We start from the raw sequence: 19,570 nt of genomic DNA on the forward strand, positions 1-19,570 counted from the left end.
TGTGTTTTTATTGTTAAAAAATTAACCTAAATTTTACAAAACACTTTGATTTTTTAACTAAATAAACTGCAAAATAATAATTATACTGTAATTATTTTTCACTATTTATCCTATAATTCTTTATAAAAATTATACTGTTTGTTTTAATAATTATTCTATCAAATTTCGGCTGAAAATTCTTTATTTTAAACATATAATTTACTTAATATTTCAGTTGTGATAAAATACCCTTGAGGTGATAAAAATGAAATGTGATATGCACAATCATTCAATATTTTCCGATGGCACATTTACACCGGAAAAATTAGTTGAAATTGCAAGAGAAAGTAACCTTTCTGCTATTGCACTAACTGACCACAACACTATTTTAGGTTTAGATAGATTTTTAAATGCTCCCAACAGTAGCAACATCCATCTTGTAGGTGGTATTGAATTTTCTACTGACTATAAAGGAATTGAATTACATATTTTAGGATTATTTATTCCTAAAGAATTTTACAGTGAGATTGAAGAAAAGGTTAAGAATGAACTTAAGAAAAAGGAACAAAGCAACATTAACCTAGTTAATAACCTTATTAAAAAGGGCTTTGACCTTACATATGAGGATATTAAAAACACAACACCTAACGGCAACATCAACAGAGCAGTTATTGCAAACTATATGATGCATAAAGGTTATGTTGAAAGTGTCAGTGAGGCTTTTGAAAAGTACCTTAACCCAAGTAACGGGCTATATACCCCACCTGAAAAGTTATCTGCACTTGACACAATAGAATACATCAACAGTATCGGTGCAGTTTCTGTATTGGCTCATCCATTCCTTAACTTGAAAACTGAGGATAAAATCAGGGAATTCCTAACAGTAGCTAAAGAAAAAGGTCTTGACGGTATGGAAGTTTATTACTCTAAATTCAGTGAAGAACAAACTGCTATTACCGAAAAGTTAGCTGATGAATTTAACTTAATCAAAAGTGGTGGAAGTGACTTTCATGGTGAAAACAAACCTGAAATAAAAATGGGTACAGGCAAATGCAACCTTAACATTCCTTATTCTGTTTATGAAAATCTAAAAAGAAGATTTAGTGAAAAGAACAAATAATATATTCATTTATAATGGATATATTTGCAATTTTTCTTATGATGAATTATAATAAAGGTTAGACTAATTTTTAGAAATAAACGGACGGTGATTTTGTGGCAATTGATTCATACTTATATGGCAACACAGCAAATGATGAAATGATAATGTCTGCTGTATCAAGCATTGTACCTAATGAAGAAATGTTCTCTACTTTATCAGGGAATGAACCTTTCTCTAATCAATACAAGCTATATGTGCCTATGCGTGTTAAAGGTGATATGTCACATATTTTAATAGAACTTGCTTTTCACTACATAGCTAAGGTAATTGTTGCAGCTTACTGTAACGACACTAACTGTGATCCATTTGAAAATAGCATTGCAGAAAGAAGTATCAAAAATTTACAACCTAAGATTGAGAAAAGTTACTTCCAAGAAGTGTATGAAAGATATGAATATGCTACAATGCAACTTCAAAACTATATTGATGGTGAGGACAACTCAACAAACAATATTATTCAGCATTGTTTTTTCTTAGCTAAGTTAGATATTTGCTACAGAAAGGCAGCTATTCCATCAGACCTTAGTCAGTTCTTTACACCGGCAACACCTGATGAAGTTATTGAGATTAAAGAAATGGTACTTAAGTTTGGCAAAAGTTTCATTCCAAGAGTTTTGCGACCTGAAAGCAAAATTATCTTTAACCCTAACTTTGGCTTTGGTGAATGTTTAATCGGTGAAACTGAATGTGATATGATTATTGACAAAACTATCATTGACCTTAGAACCGATATTGGTACAAGCTATCCTAGGGATAGAGTTACAAAAAGTATGGTTCACTTTTTACTGACAGAAATCAACAGAGATTTTGGCAATAAAGAAAATGCTTTTCCAATTGACAACCTTGTATTTTATTCTGCAAGATATGGTGAGACAGAAATTTTAAGTTTGGAAGATATTGACCAATACGATATTACCAAAGCAGTTAACAAATTCACTTTAGCTACTAATGCAGAACATAAATTTGACCAAATGATAGCTAAAGAAAAATACAAAAATACACCTAGACCTAACAATATTAACAGTCAGGAACAATATTACTCACATTCTCAGCAAAGCAGAAATGACGATATTGACAGACAAGACTATAATGACGGTTACAACCAAGTGGTTAGAAAGAAAAAGAAACATACTTTTAGAAAAGTTTTAATCTTGATAATTGTACTTTCTCTTCTCACTATTGGATTTGTTTATCTTAAAGATTATTATGTAATGAATTACGGCAATGACTTTGCTATTGAGTCAATACTTCATAATTTATTTGGTTTAGACATATAAATTTATATAACAAAATGGGACAGTTTGCACTAAGCAGACTGTCCCTTATTTTATTCATTAATTTGCAACAGAATATTTAAATGTGACGGAAAGAAATCTTCCACACAACTTTTCACAAAATCAAAATTACTTACTATCCAATCATTTTTTTCAACAGTAATGAGAATTCTGTTTGTAGTTGCAAATTCAGTTATCTTTGATGATACAGGAAACTGTTTCATAAACTTCTTCATACCGTCTAAATTAAAATCGGTTTCATCAACAGAAAGCAAAGAAAGTAGCATTTCTCTCCTAGACTTTACATCACTAGCCCTTGTTATTGAGTCAAAGTATCTTTCCTTAACAGTAAGTCCATAGTCCTCTGCTGTAGAAACAAAACATTCTTTCTCAATATTCATTAGTCTGTTACTGATAATTTCAAGACCTTTTGAATAGGCATACATTTCATCTTGTAAATTCGCATTGTCCTTGTTATAGGCTTTAAAGTTACAAATTATACTGATAATTCTACTGTAAATATCCATTTTACAACTCCGTAACCTGTAGAGTATTTAGCTTTAGAAAATGCTTGTTATCCACTACCATATCGGTAGTTAAAGCATCATCAAACTGAAAACGCTTTATGCCGTCAATACTCTGCACCTTTTCAGCAACTCGTGAAAGGAAGAATGAACCACCTACACCTAAACTTGAAACATAATCTCTCAGCAAGGTTTCACATTTACTCTTAATATCAGCAAAGCTATAACCACTTTCAAGTTCCAGCTTTACACCGATATTTACATATGAGGCAGTTGCACTATATACTGTTGTATTAACATTTACTTCTCTTTCCTTTGCTATAACTTTTTCTACATTAGAAGTCAAGGTAGCATCTGCCATTTCACCTTTTTTAGAAATAAAAATATCTACAGTACCTGTACCTCTGTTTTTAGGTACAACACCGGCAGAATACACACCGTCCATACTTTCGGCAAGTGACTTATAAAAAGCAATATTAGTACCGTTGTTGTGGTGTTTATATATGTACATCAATCTACTTCTAAGTTCTTCATCTGTTTCTATATCTTCACCATCCTCAAAAACATCTGTATTTGTTACCGAATAAACACTTGGCACTTGAGAAACCAAGGTAACAATCTTATTTATAGCTATATTATATTTTTTGCCTACCGATTCAGCCTCAGCATCAACATTAGCATAGGTGTTTCCTGCTGAAACATATCCGTTTCTTGTTGTGATAAATCTCAGTGGATTTTCCCCTGATGTGGAAACAACAGTACCCTTAGGTATTAATAGTGTACTTTCAGTTGGTGAGTCAAGTGTAAAAATAACACTGCCGGTAGCTTTTGTACCTTGCTTTCTGGTGACGCCTCTCTCTGCACAATGATAGTCAAGGTACTTACCGGTTGCAGTTGTAGGGAACATTTGCTTTTCCAAAAAATCTATTTGACTTGAAAAGTTAAAAAGTTCACCGGCTAAAATTCTAAACTTAATACCTTGGTCAGAATATTCATCCGGTACAAAGCCTGTTTTCTCTTTATAGGCATTTTCCATTGTAGTTAGTATTTCATTATAATCTACCATACACATTCACCTCTTTTACATATTCCTTATTACCTAGTTTTAGGCTGATTTTTACAGTCTGTTTCTCTTTATCTACCGACAGTACAGTTACCCTAGTATTCACAATACTAAATACACATTGATTTATGTACATTTCAAGTTGTGCTAAATCTTCTTCAGTAGAGTAATCAAGTTTAGGAATAGTTGAACCTAAATTTTTATTATAAATAAAACTGCCTTTATCAAGAGAAAGGCACAATTCTATCCTCTGAAAAATACTATCAACATCATAAACCTTTTCTTCTGTACTTCCTAAGAAAACTGTACCACCATCTTTAATCATTAAATCATACATCAAGAAATCACCTTGTCATTTATCAGCACTTGACCTTTGTTGTTAAGAAGAATTTTTGCACCACCTGCACTACACAGTAGCACCTCACCTACTTCTAGATTATGAGAATTGTTGTTACAAACTCCCACCACAACATTGCCGTTTTCTGTAGGGATAATCACAGAATTTTCTCCTGTAACAGGAACAGAATACAATCCATAGGGCAAAGCAACTTTTACATTACTTTGCTCTACGGAAGAAAACACATTTACTGTATTGTCATCACTTCTTACCACTTCACCACACTTTGATTTAGGGGAATTTTCTTTTGTAATATAACCGGTTAACCACATTTATTTACACCTTCTTAAAATTAACTTTGTTTCTTCACCTTTTGAATTATAGGAATACTCTATTTCAGCAACTTGCAATTTCTCTGCTATACTTTCAACCTTACATTTATAACCTAAACAGTAGGTTAAGTTATATGGACAAGTTACCTGTACTTCATAACTGTTAAGGTTAGAATTTTCTATTAAATTCTCACCATTTTCCGGATAGATATTTTTACCTACTGATGCATCCAAAAATCTTTCTCTGCATATTGAAGTATCCTTAGTTTCTTTATTCTCAATTATATAGTCGTAAAATCTTGAATTTGTCATTAAGGATACTTTTGAGATTTTCTCACATCTCTTTTTGTTTTCGGTTAATGAGGTGTAGCTTAAATTACTTAAAGTTATTTCACTGTCAATATTACTGTGAAAAATCAGCTTACCCTTAGGTGTCATTCTAGGTAAAGAAGAAAACACCTTATCACAATATTCTGCAAAAATATCATAAACAGTCATACCGTTATCAACGGTAATCTTTCCGGGATATACTTCTTCACCTTTATCAAAATCAATAGAAAAATCTTTAAGATATTTATTACCTAAATATGTTCTTGTAACATTATTCAGTTCTGTGGGATAGGCTTGATTATCAAGCAGTAAAGCCATCTTACTTCTTGCTACATACTTTTTGTAGTTGCCTGTAGTATTAAAAATGCTGATTTCTTCATCAATAACCCCAACAAAGATAAGGTCAGACTCATTATAAATTTTAATCTCTGCACCATCAGCATATTCTTTATAAGGCAATACAACAGTAGCACTGTCACATGGCACAGATAAACTCATATCAATAGTCAGTGACAAGGGCTTTTCAAAACAAATAATGTTACCTTTATCATCAAAAATATATACACCTAACATAATGCCACCTTATCCCCTACCTTTAAGTCAAAAGGATTTTTCAGCTGATTATTCAGCAACATAAGTCTCTCAATACTAACATCATATTTATTGCTAATATTCCATAGTGACTCATCACTTTCTGCATAACAAAATGATGGTAAATAAGTTTTATCAACACCGGACATATCCTCAACAAAAGTGAATTTATAGGAAATTAAATTTTCTTTAGGTTCTCCTACAATTTCTAGACTTGTAAAGTAGCTGTTCATTACTGAGAATTTAGGAATTGTCAGCAGTCCTGAAGTTTCTTCTTTATGTACCTTCCACAAAGAATCATACTGACTAAAACAATCTTCACCAAAGAGATAACCTTCACCTGTAACTACTCTACTGTTTCTGCCAAAGTTTTGAATAAGGTTATTGCCCATAGGAATTTTTTGTTCCACAATTTCTCTATCGGAAAGTAGTTTTACTGTTGATGGGTTATAGGTCCAGAAATGATTTTTGAAACTCATTTTAGCTATCTTCATTTTTTCAAATCCTTTGTGTCAATAATTTTTCTGCTGTATCTGCGAATATCCCTACTGATGATTTTGGAAATATTTTCACAAGCAGATTTATCAACTAACTTATCGGCAAATTCCAAGAATTCCTTATTCATTAAATGACCTTCTTTCACAAGAAGTTATCAGCAACTCTCTATACACAAAGCCATCCTTGGTGTATTCTCTTTCACCTAAAATTTTGCAGTTGTAGTACATTACTGTGTAGTTACTTTGCTTTAGCTTTAGGGTAAATTCATTATGAGGAAAGGTGTTGTGGTTACTTGCTAAAGTTAATGTAAGGGTATAATCAACATTTTCACTTGTTACACCGTAACTGTTGCCACACATATACTCATTAATCTTGGTAGTGGAAGAATTCACTTCCGATGTAAGTCCAACCACTCCACCTACTACCTTGTCATCAATAGTGATAACTAAATTTTTCATTAAATCCATTGTACCTATCATTTACTCACCTCTGTAATCTAAATAATCTAAGGATAGAGAAAGTGTCCTATACACTGCCTCATACTCTTGGCTATACTTTATTTCGGAAACATTTATACTGCTAATAATATTGTCACTGTCTGCTTTAGGTAAAAGCTCCACAATAGAATTTATTGTGTGGGTGATACCATCCCCACCGTTTTGGTAGGGACAGTAAATATTCAGCTTTAACTCTGACTTTATATTTTCACCGACTTTTCCATTACCCACAAATCCACCGGCAAAAGAATTCACAATATTAACACCATTATTTACGGTAACAAGTATTCCACCAAGTGGTGTTTCCTTTAGCTTACCGTTATAGGCTTTTACAAATCTTACATCATCAAGGTCTTTACTTAGCTTGATTTTCTTAATAATATCTTCAACCTTATCATTATGAATTACCACTAAAATCATCCTCCAAAATAGGGTAACATAACTTTAGTATTGCCCACTTATACATACATTTATTCTGATACATATAACTCTGACATTTAATAACCTCATATGTTGAATTATCAAGAATCAGTTTGTCGTTACTGTCTACTGCACTGTCCTTTTCTGCTACTAAAAGATAATACATATTATCCCTGGCAGAGATATTTGTGCTTTCATAAATATTACTATGGGCTTTGTAATTAAGTGGCTGAATAAAACCGTAAATTGTACTTACATTGTCCTTTGACAAAGCAGTTATTTTGTTGCCGTATTCTCTAAAGGACTTTGTAATTGAAGAACTTATATTCATACACTAACACCCTTAAAGTAAAAGTCAGATGACTTTGTGAACCTTGCAATTTCCTTTAAACTTTCTTTCCATAATGAATATGCCCTTTCGGTAACTTTGCTTTCACTGCTTTTGGAAACAGTTAAGTCACCGGCTTTAAAGTAGCTAACATCACTTTGGCTATAGAACAAACTCCATTTGTAATAAGCATATGTACCACAAGCAGAAGTTAGTAATGCACTGTTCTCTTTAACATCAACTTCTTCCTTTAGAATTGACTTTACATAGGCAATTGACTCTCTGATAAGTGGCAGATACTTGCTAAGTTCACTTTCATCAACACCGGACAGTAACAGAAATTTCTTTGCTACTTCATTAATTCCCAAGTTATCACCTCTAGTACTTTAGTACCTTAGCAGAACCTGTAAAGATTTTGCCAAAACCTGCAATAGAAGTAATTGCTGCTCTCTCAAGCTGACGGTCAATTAGCTTGTCATATTCTGTCTGTACATCACCGGCTTTAACCATCTCTAATGCACAATTTTTGTCAACACCGATAATATAGTTACCTGTAATTTCAGGTGTATGGATAACATTAGCACCCATAGGTGTAATCATTTTGCCTGTACCCTGAAAGTTTAGACCGGCTACCGAATCCTTCATTTCAGTAAGTGAAAGTAGCTTTTCCATTGATGCAGTAGGTGCAATAATTGTATTAAGCTCATAAGGGCTTAGTGAACTCCATAGCTTTACAAGATCACCGTAACTGATATTACCTGTTGAAGAAGTGTTGATTGTACTTGCCGGATTACCGTTACCGTCACCGTTAATAAGCACATCAACTGCATCCTTAAGCTGTGCTCTTGCAATATATGCACCAATCTGCTTTAGTGTTACAGTAAATAAATCAAGTCGCTGAAATCTGATTGCTTCATAGGAAGAAACTAACATTCTACCTCTCTTATGTAATTTAATTAGGTTATCCTGAGTTTTGATAGTTGTCTGTGGAATCTGTGTACCTTCCATAACAACCTTTAGTGATTTATCATCAGTTGTAGGTTCTGAAGTAATTGAACGGTAGTCCATACCCTCAATCATTGTAGTAGTTGCCACAATATCAGAAAGTACATCAGCTTGTTCCATACCTTGCTTTACTGCTCTGCTGATATATTCCGGAAACAGTGCTGATGAACTGCTTGTTGAAAAGAACTTATCAACTGTGTCACTGCCTTTGCCTGAAACCTTAATGTCAAATCGCTTTAACTGTCGAGAAAATGCATCTAGATTTTCCAGAGAAGTACCTCTGTAATTTTCTGATGGGTCTAGTTCTTCAAGAACATCTGTAAAGCTCTTACCCTTTACACCGTACATACCTTTTTCTAAAGAAATATTTTTATAGTTACTCATATTCATTCTCCTTATAGTAAAATTCCTGATTCATTATCTGTTGAGTCCAGTACAAAGTACATTTTACCTGCACTGTTCTCTGCTACCTTACCGTCACTTGATGCTACAAGTGACACACTGCCTAGGCTAAGTTTTGCTGAGGTTTTCACCTTGCAATAACCCCTTGTCTGTACAGTTGCATAACCGTCCCTTACACAAGTACAAACACCTAAGAAAGGCTTAGTTGCCTTTGCTACTGTTGCAGTACCGTTATCACCTACAGTAACAAGCACATTCTGTTCTCCCTCTTTTAGAGTAGTATCAGCTAACATAGTAACTGAGTTTTCGTCATAACCGTTAAAATTAATATTCATATAAACCTCCGTTAAATAGTAAATTCTTGATTTTTGTTGCTTACACTTTTATTTTCTTTATAGGACTGTGGCACAATAGGTAGCCTTTCACTTGCTCTGTCCTGATACACATTTCTAAGTTCACAAAGTTCATTAATAGAAAGTGTTTTTACAATAGACTCCATTGTTGCACTTGAAATCCCACTTTTGCTAATTAGAGAAAGTCGCATAATGTCCTTAACCACACTTTCTCTATATGCCCTACCACATTCAGCATCTTTTTCAAGGTTCTGAATGTATGAAAGCAGTTTCACCTTTTCGTCTTTATTAAGGGTAACTTGCTTTTCACTTTTTAGGCACTTAATGATATTTTCCATAAAATTCTCTCCTTTTAAAAATGACTTAATTACACCTGCTTTTTTCTGTGATGGTACTGCCACAAAGCTCCATTCATATGCATCCTTTACACCTGTTAATTCACCGTAACAAAGAGTATCACCATAATATTCACCTTTATGATGGTTACACATTGATGAATTAATAGGGTTGCCACAAATCGAACACAAGGTACTTTCTACACTACAACCAACACTTACTTCCTTTAGAATTCCTGTTTCCAGCTTACTGATAAAATCCTTGGTACTTTCGGTTCTTGGCACATAGGCTTTTGCAATCAGCCTAAAGTACTGATCACCTGTTGTGGTGACTTCACCCTCAACTGCCTCAACTTCAGTTTTGTAAATTCTTGCAAGTTGGTTTTCAGCCTTTGGTGAATGGTCCATAATACCGGTTTTACCTACAAAAAGTTTTTCAAGTGCAAAAAGACTTTCTACAGTAAACCTTTCATAGTCCCTATCAACTTCATTGTCACAAAGTACAACAGAAAATGTATATACCTGATCTTCTGTTAAGTCACTTCTTGTGTAGGTATTTATTAGGGCAATATCCTCAGCTAAATTTTCATTTGATTTAATTACTAAACCTTTCTTCATACAGTTTCTAAAATACCCTCCTCACTTTCTTTAACACCAAAATCTCTTTCAATTTCCTTTTCAATTCTTAAGGCATTTGCCTTGTTTAGTCTTGCCTCAGAAAGTTCAAGTTCATCTTGTAAATTAATATGTGTCCACTTTACAGTTACCTTTTCGTCAATACCATTTAGACTTAGAAACACTCTGGCAATTCTCTCAATTACAGGATTTAAAATTTCTCTGTAACACTCAAGTTCACTTGTGAGAATGTCAGCTTGTTGGCTACTCATTCTTTCAGTAGTACTCCAACTTAACCCAAGTAAAAACGGTGGTACAGAAAGTTTTGCTACAATCTGTTCTGTAATATGTCTAATTGGCACATCACAATCAAGGACTTGATTATCAGCACCGATAGTTTTGATTGACACATCACCTACCGAAACAAAGTCACAAACACTGTTTTTGTTACGCATAACCCTTGACCATTCATCGGCTATCTGTTGTGCATTTTCCCTTGTATAAGCTGATGAACCACTGTTGCTGTCAGGCTTATATGTAACTGCAAATCTCACATTGCCCACTCTATCCCAATTCTGTCCCAAAGCATTGAAAATCTTTAACAGAATACCACTTACAAATGGCAAACTTCTTAGGATTGACACACCTCTACTTCTGCCTGACTCAGGGTTAAGCATTGAAGTTACAAACAAATCTTGATAAGGCAATTCCTCATTTATACCTTTACTGTTGCTACATACCACTAGGTTAAGAGGACTATCCTTTTCAATAAGTGTTACATCCCTAGGGTCGGTGTTGTACAATGCTCTAATGCCTTTTCCGTCACTTGTTAAAACAATTTCTGCTACTGCCTCACCATAAGTCAGCAGGTTATCAAAGTAACAAGAAATAAAGTTATACATACCCTTATTACCTTGACACACATCAACATTTCTAAAGAAATCATCAACCATTTCCTTAGTCTTTTTACTTTCACAATCTACAGAAAATGTACCAAGTAGCCTATTGATTTTGCAAATTGCTGCATCAATAATTGGCAAAGCCTCTCGTAAAGATGAATAAAGGTCAAGCTCAACTTTGGTTAATGGACTGTATGAACTTACAATATTAAATGGATGTGATGAACTGTCATTTTGTGGAGCAGAAAGTATAGAAACTTTTTCCTTAACTTTTCTTTTTCTAAATATACCCATAACTCTCCTATCTTCTGGTAGCAAAAGCTATGAAACCACTTTCACTATCCAGAATTGTTGTTACAAAATATCTAATATCGTCCATTGCATGGTCATTTTCCTTTATTGGACAATCGTTACCACCTCTTTCGTCCCAACGGTAAAGAGAAAATTCTCTCATAGAGTCTGTACAGTTGGAACAAATTTTAATTTTATTTTCTTTTAGTGCAGTAGATACTTTTCGGATACCGTCAAGTACATTGTTCCTTGCCGGTACAACATTGAACTTCTTGTGTCGCTTTATTGTTTCAATGAAACTTGCTGCCGATGGGTCAACTGTAATGGCTGATAGGTGTCTATTACCTACCAACTTTTCAAGTGAAGAATAATGCTCTTCATCAGTTTTTTGATAACCCTCAACTCTTGAATTAAAGTAGTACTCATCAATTCTGTACCAAGTATCTTGGTACTTACCCCAAAGTCCAAATGATGCAGGATTTACCGTACCATAGTCGCAAGAAACTGCATATTCACTAAATTTCACCTTTGGTACATCACAGTAAGCATTATCCTTATCCATAAAGGGATAAACTGCACCTGTTGTTGCAACCCACCTACCTTTTACAAATCTTTCGTAAAAAGCACCGGTGTATAAACTTTGATATCTATGAATCATTCCTTTACTAAGGGATGGGTTATCCTCCATTTCAAAATGAAGATACAATGCATTTTTCATTTTGCATTTCTTTATCCACTCACAATAGAACCAATGACCGGGATACTCAGGGTTACAGTTAAACCAAAACTTACTTCCCTCAACAGAACATCTTGCAAGGGATTGTTCAACAAATGACCTAGGCATAAGTGCCACTTCATCAAAGAACACACCTGCCAAAGTGATACCTTGAATAAGAGATGCTGACATTTCATCTTTACCACCAAAAAGATAAAAACGATTTACCATACCCTTATACATAACTTCAAGAATGTTCTCACTTTTCTTTAGGTTAGTTTCAAAACCTAAATCGGTTAAATTCTTAATTAATGGTGTTATTACATTTCGCTTTAGACTTCTGATTGTTTTGCCACACATTGCAAATGACATATTGTTAAAAGTGCTAAAGGTCCATGCAACAAATGAAATTGACATACAAAAGGTTTTTCCACTTCTAACTGCCCCGTCACAAATAATTGCATCTTTACTTTTATCGGCAGAATTACTACACCACCAAGTAAGGACTTTCATTTGCTTTTTAGAAAATGGTTTGTAGCTACTCATTACTGTCACCTAAAGCCTTTGCACCTTTTTCCAAAGCCTCATAAAACGGTACACATTGACTTTCACCGTCAAGATAATTTTGTAGCTTTTCAAGTGCCTTTAGTCTGTCAAAAAATTTAATTTCCATTGCACCATCCTTTGGTTTCTTAATTTCAGAAATCATAAATAAACTCATATTCTGCAAATCTTCTTTGCTGACCTTTTCTTCTGTTACAAGTGAAATACAATCGGCAATACTGCCAAAAGCAAGTTGCTGATAACCAATAACAGAAAGGTTCTTCATTAGGTTTGCCTTAGCCTTTAACAAAGCAGTTATCTCATTCATAATTTCCGGTTTTGTAATTAAGGTAACACCTTTACTTTCTTCATAGCCACTAAGGATTGATGCCTCCTCAAGTGACTTGCCTTGTGCTACATAAACACAAAAAGTTTTATCTCTTTTTCTCATATCAACCTCCAAAAAACATCCTGCACCTATACCCCTACAAAAGAGAAAAATTGCATATAACTATGCAATTTCTTTGAAATGTTCATAATTTGTTTACAAAAAATGCAATAATTGCATTAGATTTTGGAAAAAATAAAATTGGTGATACAATGTTTAATACTAATATAGAGAACAACATAACTGTCCTGGACAAGCTAACCAGGGCTAATGAAAATTTTGATATTATCAAGAGGGTTATTCGCATAAACAAAAGAAAGTCCGTTCTATATTTTATAGACGGACTTCTTAAAGAGGCTATTATGGAAAAGATGATGGAGTTTTTCTACGGAATTACCGATGATGACTTTTTCACAAATACCGAAACTTTTGTGGAAAACTGCGTTCCATATATTGAAGTTGATAAAAGTAAAAATACCAATGCTGTTGTAACTGCACTACTGTCAGGCATTGCAATACTTACAGTAGACGGACTTGATGAAATTATTTTAATTGATGCCAGAAGTTACCCTCAGAGAGAAACTGCAGAACCTAAAAATGATAAGGTTCTTCGTGGAAGTATGGATGCATTTACAGAAATATTTGTGCAAAACTGCGTATTGATTAGAAGAAGAATCAGGGATAAAAACCTTACTATTAAGGCTTTACAAGCAGGTGAAAAGTCCAAAACCGATATTGCACTGATTTATATGGACAACAAGGTGGATAAAAATTTACTGAATAATATTGAGCAGAGAATCAAGAATATTACAACGGAAGAACTATCTATGACACAACAAGGATTTGTTGAGGCACTGATAAAATCAAAGTGGATAAACCCATTTCCAAAGGTAAAATATTCCGAAAGACCTGACACCACTTCAGCAAATATACTAAAAGGCAACATTGCAATAATTGTGGACAACTCACCATCCTCAATAATAATTCCCACATCAATTTTTGATTTAATGGAGGAGGCTGATGACTACTACTTCCCACCTGTAACCGGCACATACCTAAAAATTTCAAGGTATGTTGTATCTTTACTTTCAATTTTCATCACACCACTTTGGTTACTTGCTAACCGTTATCCTGATTTTGTACCAACATTTTTCCAATTTACAATAGTAAGTGAACCTCAGAAAATTCCAATATTTTGGCAACTTATATTAATAGAAATTGCAATTGACGGTTTGCGACTTGCATCAATCAACACACCGGAAATGCTCAGCACAACCTTGGGAATAATCGGTGGTATTGCACTTTCTGAATTTGCAATTGATGCAGGTTTTGCCAGTACAGAAACAATACTTTATATGGCATTTGTCACAATAGCAAACTACTCTCAGCCAAGTCAAGAACTATCCTATGCAATAAAATTCCTAAGAATTTTGTTACTGATAGCAACTGAACTTTTCTCAATTTTCGGTTTAATAGGTGGTGTAGTTCTTATTATCATTTTGTTATATTCAAACAAAACCCTTTCCGGCAAAAGCTACCTGTACCCACTTATCCCATTTAACGGTAAAGCACTACTAAAGAAATTTGTAAGGATAAGGAAATAACCGGTTGACTTTTTGAGAATACTAAAATATAATAAAAATAGGATAAATTTATCCTATTTCACTAAGGAGGTATTCTTATGAAAGTTAATACAAACGCACTTGTTTCTATTACAGAAGCAAATCAGAATTTTTCAAAAGTAGCAAGACTTGTGGACGAAAACGGTTCTGCCGTTATTCTAAAGAACAATACTCCAAGATATTTAATTGTTGAATTTAGTCAAGCAGAAGATATGCAAACTGCAAGTGATGAAGATATTTTATCAATCTCTAAGAAATTAATTGATAAAAATAAAGAGGCTTATAGGGTACTAGCAGAATGATTGTTTTATCCAAACGACAAATATTACTTCTGCACAGTCAACTAATCTCAGAAACCGGTGGTAGTGATGGGTTAAGGGATGCTGGTTTATTAGAATCAGCGATTAATTCTCCTTTTCAGCAATTTGGAAATGAAGATTTATATCCAACAATTCAACAAAAAGCGTCACGATTATGTTTTGGGTTAGTAAATAATCATCCGTTTATTGATGGAAATAAAAGAATTGGTGCACATGTAATGTTAGTTTTTTTAGCTTTAAACGGAATTGAACTTGAATATACACAAGATGAACTTTCTTCTACAATCTTAAAACTTGCTTCAAATGAAATATCATATCAACAATTAACAACATGGATAATCAATCATCAGATATAAAAAAACGGCTGACAGATGTCAGCCGTTAATTATTTGCATTTATTAAATTACTTCTTTACTGTAACTGCGATTCTAGCAAATTTCTTTGAACCGTCAGTAGCAGTAGCACGAACATAAGTCTTGCCCTTCTTAACTGCAGTTACTGTGAAAGTAGCACCTGAGTTTACAGAAGACTTATTAACCTTAGCAACCTTAGTGTTTTCTGATTTAACAACAAGTTTCTTAACACTTGCATTAGTTGGGTTAACAGTAGCCTTTAGGTTTGCCTTAGCACCCTTCTTAGCTAGGCTAACAGACTTTTGGCTGAACTTAACGCTCTTTACAGGTTGCTTAACTGTAACCTGAATCTTAGCAGTAGCTAAATTACCATCAGTAGTACAACGAACTTCTGCTTTACCAGGACCTACTGCAGTAATTCTTACATAAGTACCTCTGCCTGAAACCTTAACAACCTTTGGGTTTGATGAAACATAAGTTGCTGAGTAAGAAGAATCTGTATCATTGTTTACAGGACCTACTGACTTAACCTTTACAACTTCGCTATCACCCTTGCCGTTATCAAGAAGTACAGATGTCTTTGCCATCTTGATAGAAGTTGCACCGATGATTGTTCTTGTTGTAATGTTTGTGTTAGTGTGCTTCATTAGGTCTGTACCTGTTTCACCTGTTAGCTTTGTAAAGCAACCTGAAACAGCATCAGCAGTTGTAGCACTTGTGTACTTGTCGCTAGTATTAGTTACCTTAAATACAGCAGTCAGTACAGTCATTCTTGTTGACTTACAATCATAAAGTGACTTATTACCCTTGAAGTTAATCTGAGTCATATCGCCCTTTACATTTGTGTTTGAGTCAAATGAATTAGCAGTATCAAAAGAAAGTGATGTTAAATCTAGGACAGTATTGTCATAGTTTAGTCTACCTTCCATTGCATTTGCCTTTTCATCAGTCTGCAAATAGATATTATATACAATAGAATATCCTACATTTGCATTTACTTCATTAATTCTAACTGTTGATGCAGCAGAAGCAGTAGGAATAACTACAAGAATGCTTAATGCCATAACAAGAGCTAAAACTAAAGAAATAACTTTGTTTGTCTTTTTCATAATTAGAGTTCCTCCGTTTTCTTTTTTCTTATAATTTAATAAAATTATTACTATTTTTTGTTATATTTATTATACAACACAAGTATTAATTTGTCTAGATAAAAATACTACTTAATAAAACTTTTACATTATTAATTTTACTGTCACAATTGCCAAAACAAGAGCAGTAAAATCTGCAAATAATCCTACAAATAATGTATGTCTTGTTCTTGTAATACCAACACTGCCAAAATACATTGTAACTGCATAAAGGGTAGTTTCTGTACTACCTGCAAGGACAGAGGCAATATTACCTACTAAAGAGTCAGGACCATAGTTTTCATATATATTAGTTAGAAGTGCAGTAGCACCACTGCCACTAATAGGTCTTAGTACTGCCATAGGTACAATTTCTTTAGGAAAATTAAAAAAATCAGCTAAAGGTTCAACAGCTTTACATATCAAGTCAATAGTACCACTTTGTTGCAACATTTCAACTGCAACTACAAGCCCTGTTATTGTGGGAATAATCATATAAAGAGTATGTAAACCCTCAACTGCACCTTCAATAAAGGCATCAAAAATTTTAACTTTTTTTGTCATTCCATAAAGCACAACAAATGCAACTGTTACCGGTACTATTATTTCCAACTTTTCACCCTATTTAATCCTTTAGCAAGTAATAATGCTACACATAACGCACAGAAAGAACAAATAATTACACAAGGAATAATTGAGAAAGGCTCTTTGCTACCATAACTATCCCTAAGAAAACCGATAGTTGCAGGTATAAGTTGCATTGATGCAGTATTCATTACAACAAAAATAACCATAGAGTCGGTAGCAGTATCTTTTCTAAGGTTGTTTTTCTGTAGCTCAGCCATTGCTTTAAGTCCGAAAGGAGTTGCTGCATTTCCAATGCCGATTAAATTTGCACTAATGTTCAATGCCATTGCTTGAAATGCATTACTGCTTTCATCAACATCAGGAAAAATTTTTCTTAATATTGGTGACAAAAGTTTCACTAATTTGCCTGTAAGTCCACTTTTTTCTGCCACCTTCATAATGCCTGACCAAAAAACAATTACACCAAAAAGTGTTATTAAAAGTTTAGTTGCCTTTTCTGCACCATTCATAAGTCCGGAGGAAACACCCTGTCCATTTCCCGTTACAATGGCACAAATTACAGAAATTATTATTAAAAATCCCCAAACATAATTAATCATATGTACACATTACCACTTTTGTTCATAATTATTTGAATAAATTGTTAAAATCAAACTAACGGAAATAACTGCAACTTGAACATACTTGACAAAAATTTTATCATTTGGTAGAATAATATTGCAATAAGTATATAAGTGTTGGTACTTGTATATTTTTGTCGTATATTATATTTACTGCTTGTAGTATTTTTGGGAAGGTGAAAAGTATGAGACAGATCGGTTATGTAAGTAAAATTGACACACTTGGCAGAGTTGTAATCCCTAAGCCAGTTAGACAGATGTTTAATCTAGAAAAGGAAGATTCTATTGAAATTCTTCCTAAGGATAATGGTCTACTAATTAGAAAGTATCAGCCAACTTGCCTATTCTGTGGCGAAAGCGATAATGTTATCACATTTGAAGGCGTTAAAGTCTGCGAAGAATGTGTTAAGAGAATGTACAAGAAAATCTAGTTTGATTTTATTTATTCATTAAATTATATTTATTCAAAAAATTAAATATTACTAAACACAATCTATATTTTATTTTTTTATTATACAAGCAGGAATACCTTTAATTAACTTAATAGATTTGTTTTGTAGGAATATTTATTTTCATTTGTGCGTAAAAAAGACACTATCATTAGTGTCTTTTTTATTTTGTTTTTTTAATTTTCAAGAGTCCCATAATAGCATAAAGGTTATAGCAATGATTAGTACCTTATTATTATAGCTCATTATTATTCTTCAAAAAAACAATGCCGTATTTCTAGGGACAATAATGTGAAAATATAAATAATGAAATAAAATTAAAAGCCCCATCAGACTTGATGGGGCTTGATTAATTGAGTTTTAGTTTTGAGTTTTGTTAGTCCTTAGACTTAAGCTTCTTTCTTCTTACGAGTTAAGAAGTAAACACCTGCTGCTGCTAGCATAACACCTAGACCAACATATAGAGCTACTGGGCTTTCACCTGTTGTAACTGTATCAGTTGTTTCTGTTGTTGCTGTAACATCAGAAGCGTCAACTGTATTACCGTTTGCATCTGTGTATGTACCATCAGCATTCTTTGTTACTGTGTTACCGTTCTTATCCTTATAAACAGTCTTGCTTGATGAGTTAGAAGAGCTGTTTGAGCTTGAGTCTGATGAGCTGTTTGAGCTTGAGTTTGAAGAACTATTTGAGCTAGAACCTGAGCTTGATGATTCTGTGTAAGTACCACCACCAACGATTAGTACCTTACCTTCTTTAACCATCTTATCGAATTCTTTTTCTAGTTCAGCAAGTCTTGTCTTATGGTCTCTAGCACTTGACTGTGGGCTATAAGAAGCCTTGTTAGGATACTGCTTGTAATCCTTATCCCATGTCTTAACAATATCAGATGGCTTTGCACCCTTAGCGATGAATTCGCCCTGTACTGTACCAACTGAAGTAATCATTAGAGGAATACCATATTTCTTAGCATTTGTTGTCCAAGCGATTGGATAGCTGTGCTTTGTTGAGTCAACATTGTTTTCAAATGACTTTTCATTTGAAGTAACCTTAACTGTATCACCGATACAATTTGTGTTGAACATTAGAGGACAAGTTTCGTTACCTGTGTCATCACTAAACATAATTGAATAGTCTGTACCAGCCTTTAGGCCACCCTTTAGCTGTGTGCTTTCGTCTAGCTTTGATAGATCGTAAACTAGCTTGCCGCCTTCTTCTTCAAGTCTTTCTTTCTTCTGCTGCCAGTTTAAGAAAGATGTACCACTCTTTGTTTCAAAAATGTGGCAATAGATCTTACCAGACCAGCTTGGCTTTTCAAAATAAACTTTACCTGATGTACCTGATGCTTCAGTATCTGTACCTGCACCAACAGAAACATTACCGTCAGCTGCTGCTGTTTCAACATCCTGTGAAGCACCTGCAGAAACTAAATCTTCTTTTTCGTCAGCTGATACTGACATAACAGTTGCAAAACTCATAACAACTGCCATAACTAATAGTACGCTTAATAACTTCTTCATAGTTATCTCCTCCTATAAAATTAAACCAATAAAGATTCGTGGGGACAATTTCCCCCATTGGCATAATTATACACCTTTAAAATTTGTAAA

At 33.8% G+C, this 19,570-nt stretch carries 27 protein-coding genes; 6 read left to right on the top strand and 21 right to left on the bottom strand.

What is annotated here, in order from left to right; genetic code table 11:
- Nucleotides 1-244: 244 nt before the first annotated feature.
- Together E5Z56_RS02850 and E5Z56_RS02855 are read left to right on the top strand one after the other, a co-directional pair.
- Nucleotides 245-1,099 carry a PHP domain-containing protein gene (locus E5Z56_RS02850; protein WP_138156432.1) on the top strand — a complete coding sequence of 285 codons (855 nt, stop codon included), beginning with the start codon at nt 245-247 and terminating at the stop codon, nt 1,097-1,099.
- Nucleotides 1,100-1,194: 95 nt separating this feature from the next.
- On the top strand, nt 1,195-2,418 hold the full coding sequence (locus E5Z56_RS02855; protein WP_138156433.1) for a hypothetical protein: 1,224 nt from the start codon (nt 1,195-1,197) through the stop codon (nt 2,416-2,418).
- A gap of 50 nt (nt 2,419-2,468) precedes the next feature.
- On the opposite strand, the gene E5Z56_RS02860 is transcribed toward E5Z56_RS02855, so the two are convergent.
- The 17 genes from E5Z56_RS02860 to E5Z56_RS02935 are packed head-to-tail and all read right to left on the bottom strand — an operon-like array spanning nt 2,469 to nt 12,944.
- Entirely contained in the window at nt 2,469-2,942 is a 474-nt protein-coding gene (locus E5Z56_RS02860) for a hypothetical protein (RefSeq protein ID WP_138156434.1), read from the bottom strand.
- Nucleotide 2,943: 1 nt separating this feature from the next.
- A complete protein-coding gene (locus E5Z56_RS02865) occupies nt 2,944-4,005 on the bottom strand; it encodes a baseplate J/gp47 family protein (protein ID WP_175405359.1) in 1,062 nt (353 codons plus the stop codon).
- Nucleotides 3,992-4,339, bottom strand: a complete 348-nt coding sequence (locus E5Z56_RS02870) for a hypothetical protein (RefSeq protein ID WP_138156436.1) — start codon at nt 4,337-4,339, stop codon at nt 3,992-3,994. The genes E5Z56_RS02865 and E5Z56_RS02870 overlap by 14 nt, the downstream gene beginning before the upstream one ends.
- Complete coding sequence (locus E5Z56_RS02875) at nt 4,339-4,671, bottom strand: phage baseplate assembly protein (RefSeq protein WP_138156437.1); 333 nt, start codon at nt 4,669-4,671, stop codon at nt 4,339-4,341. Before E5Z56_RS02875 ends, E5Z56_RS02870 begins: the two co-directional genes overlap by 1 nt.
- The gene (locus E5Z56_RS02880) at nt 4,672-5,574 is read right to left on the bottom strand and encodes a hypothetical protein (RefSeq protein ID WP_138156438.1); all 903 of its coding nucleotides are present in this window, start codon (nt 5,572-5,574) and stop codon (nt 4,672-4,674) included.
- Nucleotides 5,568-6,086 (bottom strand): LysM peptidoglycan-binding domain-containing protein, encoded by a 519-nt coding sequence (locus tag E5Z56_RS02885; protein WP_138156439.1) that lies wholly within the window; start codon nt 6,084-6,086, stop codon nt 5,568-5,570. Before E5Z56_RS02885 ends, E5Z56_RS02880 begins: the two co-directional genes overlap by 7 nt.
- Nucleotides 6,083-6,217 (bottom strand): hypothetical protein, encoded by a 135-nt coding sequence (locus E5Z56_RS12005; RefSeq protein ID WP_022505821.1) that lies wholly within the window; start codon nt 6,215-6,217, stop codon nt 6,083-6,085. The genes E5Z56_RS02885 and E5Z56_RS12005 overlap by 4 nt, the downstream gene beginning before the upstream one ends.
- Nucleotides 6,210-6,569: a hypothetical protein gene (locus tag E5Z56_RS02890; protein WP_022505820.1), complete on the bottom strand. Its 360-nt coding sequence runs from the start codon at nt 6,567-6,569 to the stop codon at nt 6,210-6,212. The genes E5Z56_RS12005 and E5Z56_RS02890 overlap by 8 nt, the downstream gene beginning before the upstream one ends.
- Complete coding sequence (locus E5Z56_RS02895; protein ID WP_138156440.1) at nt 6,570-6,998, bottom strand: hypothetical protein; 429 nt, start codon at nt 6,996-6,998, stop codon at nt 6,570-6,572.
- On the bottom strand, nt 6,985-7,338 hold the full coding sequence (locus E5Z56_RS02900) for a hypothetical protein (RefSeq protein ID WP_138156441.1): 354 nt from the start codon (nt 7,336-7,338) through the stop codon (nt 6,985-6,987). Before E5Z56_RS02900 ends, E5Z56_RS02895 begins: the two co-directional genes overlap by 14 nt.
- Nucleotides 7,335-7,703 (bottom strand): hypothetical protein, encoded by a 369-nt coding sequence (locus E5Z56_RS02905; protein WP_138156442.1) that lies wholly within the window; start codon nt 7,701-7,703, stop codon nt 7,335-7,337. Before E5Z56_RS02905 ends, E5Z56_RS02900 begins: the two co-directional genes overlap by 4 nt.
- A 10-nt stretch (nt 7,704-7,713) precedes the next feature.
- Complete coding sequence (locus E5Z56_RS02910) at nt 7,714-8,724, bottom strand: phage major capsid protein (RefSeq protein ID WP_138156443.1); 1,011 nt, start codon at nt 8,722-8,724, stop codon at nt 7,714-7,716.
- Nucleotides 8,725-8,735: 11 nt separating this feature from the next.
- The gene (locus tag E5Z56_RS02915; RefSeq protein ID WP_138156444.1) at nt 8,736-9,077 is read right to left on the bottom strand and encodes a hypothetical protein; all 342 of its coding nucleotides are present in this window, start codon (nt 9,075-9,077) and stop codon (nt 8,736-8,738) included.
- Nucleotides 9,078-9,088: 11 nt separating this feature from the next.
- Nucleotides 9,089-10,048, bottom strand: coding sequence for a hypothetical protein (locus E5Z56_RS02920; protein WP_138156445.1), 960 nt, complete (start codon nt 10,046-10,048; stop codon nt 9,089-9,091).
- A complete protein-coding gene (locus E5Z56_RS02925; protein ID WP_138156446.1) occupies nt 10,045-11,238 on the bottom strand; it encodes a phage portal protein in 1,194 nt (397 codons plus the stop codon). The genes E5Z56_RS02920 and E5Z56_RS02925 overlap by 4 nt, the downstream gene beginning before the upstream one ends.
- Nucleotides 11,239-11,245: 7 nt before the next feature.
- The gene (locus E5Z56_RS02930; protein ID WP_138156447.1) at nt 11,246-12,496 is read right to left on the bottom strand and encodes a PBSX family phage terminase large subunit; all 1,251 of its coding nucleotides are present in this window, start codon (nt 12,494-12,496) and stop codon (nt 11,246-11,248) included.
- Nucleotides 12,489-12,944 carry a terminase small subunit gene (locus tag E5Z56_RS02935; protein WP_138156448.1) on the bottom strand — a complete coding sequence of 152 codons (456 nt, stop codon included), beginning with the start codon at nt 12,942-12,944 and terminating at the stop codon, nt 12,489-12,491. Before E5Z56_RS02935 ends, E5Z56_RS02930 begins: the two co-directional genes overlap by 8 nt.
- Before the next feature lie 149 nt (nt 12,945-13,093).
- On the opposite strand from E5Z56_RS02935, the gene E5Z56_RS02940 reads away from it, so the two are divergent.
- The 3 genes from E5Z56_RS02940 to E5Z56_RS02950 all read left to right on the top strand — a co-directional run bounded on the left by E5Z56_RS02940 (nt 13,094) and on the right by E5Z56_RS02950 (nt 15,179).
- Nucleotides 13,094-14,485 (top strand): spore germination protein, encoded by a 1,392-nt coding sequence (locus E5Z56_RS02940; protein ID WP_138156449.1) that lies wholly within the window; start codon nt 13,094-13,096, stop codon nt 14,483-14,485.
- Between the two features lie 77 nt (nt 14,486-14,562).
- A complete protein-coding gene (locus tag E5Z56_RS02945) occupies nt 14,563-14,805 on the top strand; it encodes a type II toxin-antitoxin system Phd/YefM family antitoxin (RefSeq protein WP_138156450.1) in 243 nt (80 codons plus the stop codon).
- A complete protein-coding gene (locus tag E5Z56_RS02950) occupies nt 14,802-15,179 on the top strand; it encodes a type II toxin-antitoxin system death-on-curing family toxin (RefSeq protein WP_138156451.1) in 378 nt (125 codons plus the stop codon). Before E5Z56_RS02945 ends, E5Z56_RS02950 begins: the two co-directional genes overlap by 4 nt.
- Before the next feature lie 47 nt (nt 15,180-15,226).
- Here E5Z56_RS02950 and E5Z56_RS02955 read toward each other — a convergent pair whose 3' ends face one another.
- From E5Z56_RS02955 to E5Z56_RS02965, 3 genes are all read right to left on the bottom strand, one after another.
- The gene (locus tag E5Z56_RS02955; protein WP_138156452.1) at nt 15,227-16,285 is read right to left on the bottom strand and encodes an Ig-like domain-containing protein; all 1,059 of its coding nucleotides are present in this window, start codon (nt 16,283-16,285) and stop codon (nt 15,227-15,229) included.
- 123 nt (nt 16,286-16,408) lie between these two features.
- Nucleotides 16,409-16,915, bottom strand: a complete 507-nt coding sequence (locus tag E5Z56_RS02960) for a spore maturation protein (protein ID WP_232842474.1) — start codon at nt 16,913-16,915, stop codon at nt 16,409-16,411.
- Nucleotides 16,906-17,490, bottom strand: a complete 585-nt coding sequence (locus E5Z56_RS02965; protein ID WP_138156453.1) for a nucleoside recognition domain-containing protein — start codon at nt 17,488-17,490, stop codon at nt 16,906-16,908. Before E5Z56_RS02965 ends, E5Z56_RS02960 begins: the two co-directional genes overlap by 10 nt.
- A gap of 206 nt (nt 17,491-17,696) precedes the next feature.
- Between E5Z56_RS02965 and E5Z56_RS02970 the strand changes: the two genes are divergently transcribed.
- Nucleotides 17,697-17,942, top strand: a complete 246-nt coding sequence (locus tag E5Z56_RS02970; RefSeq protein WP_138156454.1) for an AbrB/MazE/SpoVT family DNA-binding domain-containing protein — start codon at nt 17,697-17,699, stop codon at nt 17,940-17,942.
- Nucleotides 17,943-18,349: 407 nt separating this feature from the next.
- On the opposite strand, the gene E5Z56_RS02975 is transcribed toward E5Z56_RS02970, so the two are convergent.
- Nucleotides 18,350-19,480: an LPXTG cell wall anchor domain-containing protein gene (locus E5Z56_RS02975; protein WP_138156455.1), complete on the bottom strand. Its 1,131-nt coding sequence runs from the start codon at nt 19,478-19,480 to the stop codon at nt 18,350-18,352.
- Nucleotides 19,481-19,570 lie beyond the last annotated feature (90 nt).

The organism is Ruminococcus bovis (assembly GCF_005601135.1).
GTDB lineage: Bacteria > Bacillota > Clostridia > Oscillospirales > Acutalibacteraceae > Ruminococcoides > Ruminococcoides bovis.

What these genes read in the sequence shown, in the direction of transcription:
- E5Z56_RS02940 (WP_138156449.1), top strand. Translation starts at nt 13,094, where the DNA reads ATGTTTAATACTAATATAGAGAACAACATAACTGTCCTGGACAAGCTA.
- E5Z56_RS02950 (WP_138156451.1), top strand. Translation starts at nt 14,802, where the DNA reads ATGATTGTTTTATCCAAACGACAAATATTACTTCTGCACAGTCAACTA.
- E5Z56_RS02875 (WP_138156437.1), bottom strand. Translation starts at nt 4,671, where the DNA reads ATGTGGTTAACCGGTTATATTACAAAAGAAAATTCCCCTAAATCAAAG.
- E5Z56_RS02890 (WP_022505820.1), bottom strand. Translation starts at nt 6,569, where the DNA reads ATGATAGGTACAATGGATTTAATGAAAAATTTAGTTATCACTATTGAT.
- E5Z56_RS02880 (WP_138156438.1), bottom strand. Translation starts at nt 5,574, where the DNA reads ATGTTAGGTGTATATATTTTTGATGATAAAGGTAACATTATTTGTTTT.
- E5Z56_RS02920 (WP_138156445.1), bottom strand. Translation starts at nt 10,048, where the DNA reads ATGAAGAAAGGTTTAGTAATTAAATCAAATGAAAATTTAGCTGAGGAT.
- E5Z56_RS02885 (WP_138156439.1), bottom strand. Translation starts at nt 6,086, where the DNA reads ATGAAGATAGCTAAAATGAGTTTCAAAAATCATTTCTGGACCTATAAC.
- E5Z56_RS02935 (WP_138156448.1), bottom strand. Translation starts at nt 12,944, where the DNA reads ATGAGAAAAAGAGATAAAACTTTTTGTGTTTATGTAGCACAAGGCAAG.
- E5Z56_RS02915 (WP_138156444.1), bottom strand. Translation starts at nt 9,077, where the DNA reads ATGAATATTAATTTTAACGGTTATGACGAAAACTCAGTTACTATGTTA.
- E5Z56_RS02975 (WP_138156455.1), bottom strand. Translation starts at nt 19,480, where the DNA reads ATGAAGAAGTTATTAAGCGTACTATTAGTTATGGCAGTTGTTATGAGT.
- E5Z56_RS02850 (WP_138156432.1), top strand. Translation starts at nt 245, where the DNA reads ATGAAATGTGATATGCACAATCATTCAATATTTTCCGATGGCACATTT.
- E5Z56_RS12005 (WP_022505821.1), bottom strand. Translation starts at nt 6,217, where the DNA reads ATGAATAAGGAATTCTTGGAATTTGCCGATAAGTTAGTTGATAAATCT.
- E5Z56_RS02925 (WP_138156446.1), bottom strand. Translation starts at nt 11,238, where the DNA reads ATGGGTATATTTAGAAAAAGAAAAGTTAAGGAAAAAGTTTCTATACTT.
- E5Z56_RS02860 (WP_138156434.1), bottom strand. Translation starts at nt 2,942, where the DNA reads ATGGATATTTACAGTAGAATTATCAGTATAATTTGTAACTTTAAAGCC.
- E5Z56_RS02970 (WP_138156454.1), top strand. Translation starts at nt 17,697, where the DNA reads ATGAGACAGATCGGTTATGTAAGTAAAATTGACACACTTGGCAGAGTT.
- E5Z56_RS02910 (WP_138156443.1), bottom strand. Translation starts at nt 8,724, where the DNA reads ATGAGTAACTATAAAAATATTTCTTTAGAAAAAGGTATGTACGGTGTA.
- E5Z56_RS02965 (WP_138156453.1), bottom strand. Translation starts at nt 17,490, where the DNA reads ATGATTAATTATGTTTGGGGATTTTTAATAATAATTTCTGTAATTTGT.
- E5Z56_RS02955 (WP_138156452.1), bottom strand. Translation starts at nt 16,285, where the DNA reads ATGAAAAAGACAAACAAAGTTATTTCTTTAGTTTTAGCTCTTGTTATG.
- E5Z56_RS02930 (WP_138156447.1), bottom strand. Translation starts at nt 12,496, where the DNA reads ATGAGTAGCTACAAACCATTTTCTAAAAAGCAAATGAAAGTCCTTACT.
- E5Z56_RS02900 (WP_138156441.1), bottom strand. Translation starts at nt 7,338, where the DNA reads ATGAATATAAGTTCTTCAATTACAAAGTCCTTTAGAGAATACGGCAAC.
- E5Z56_RS02945 (WP_138156450.1), top strand. Translation starts at nt 14,563, where the DNA reads ATGAAAGTTAATACAAACGCACTTGTTTCTATTACAGAAGCAAATCAG.
- E5Z56_RS02865 (WP_175405359.1), bottom strand. Translation starts at nt 4,005, where the DNA reads ATGGTAGATTATAATGAAATACTAACTACAATGGAAAATGCCTATAAA.
- E5Z56_RS02870 (WP_138156436.1), bottom strand. Translation starts at nt 4,339, where the DNA reads ATGTATGATTTAATGATTAAAGATGGTGGTACAGTTTTCTTAGGAAGT.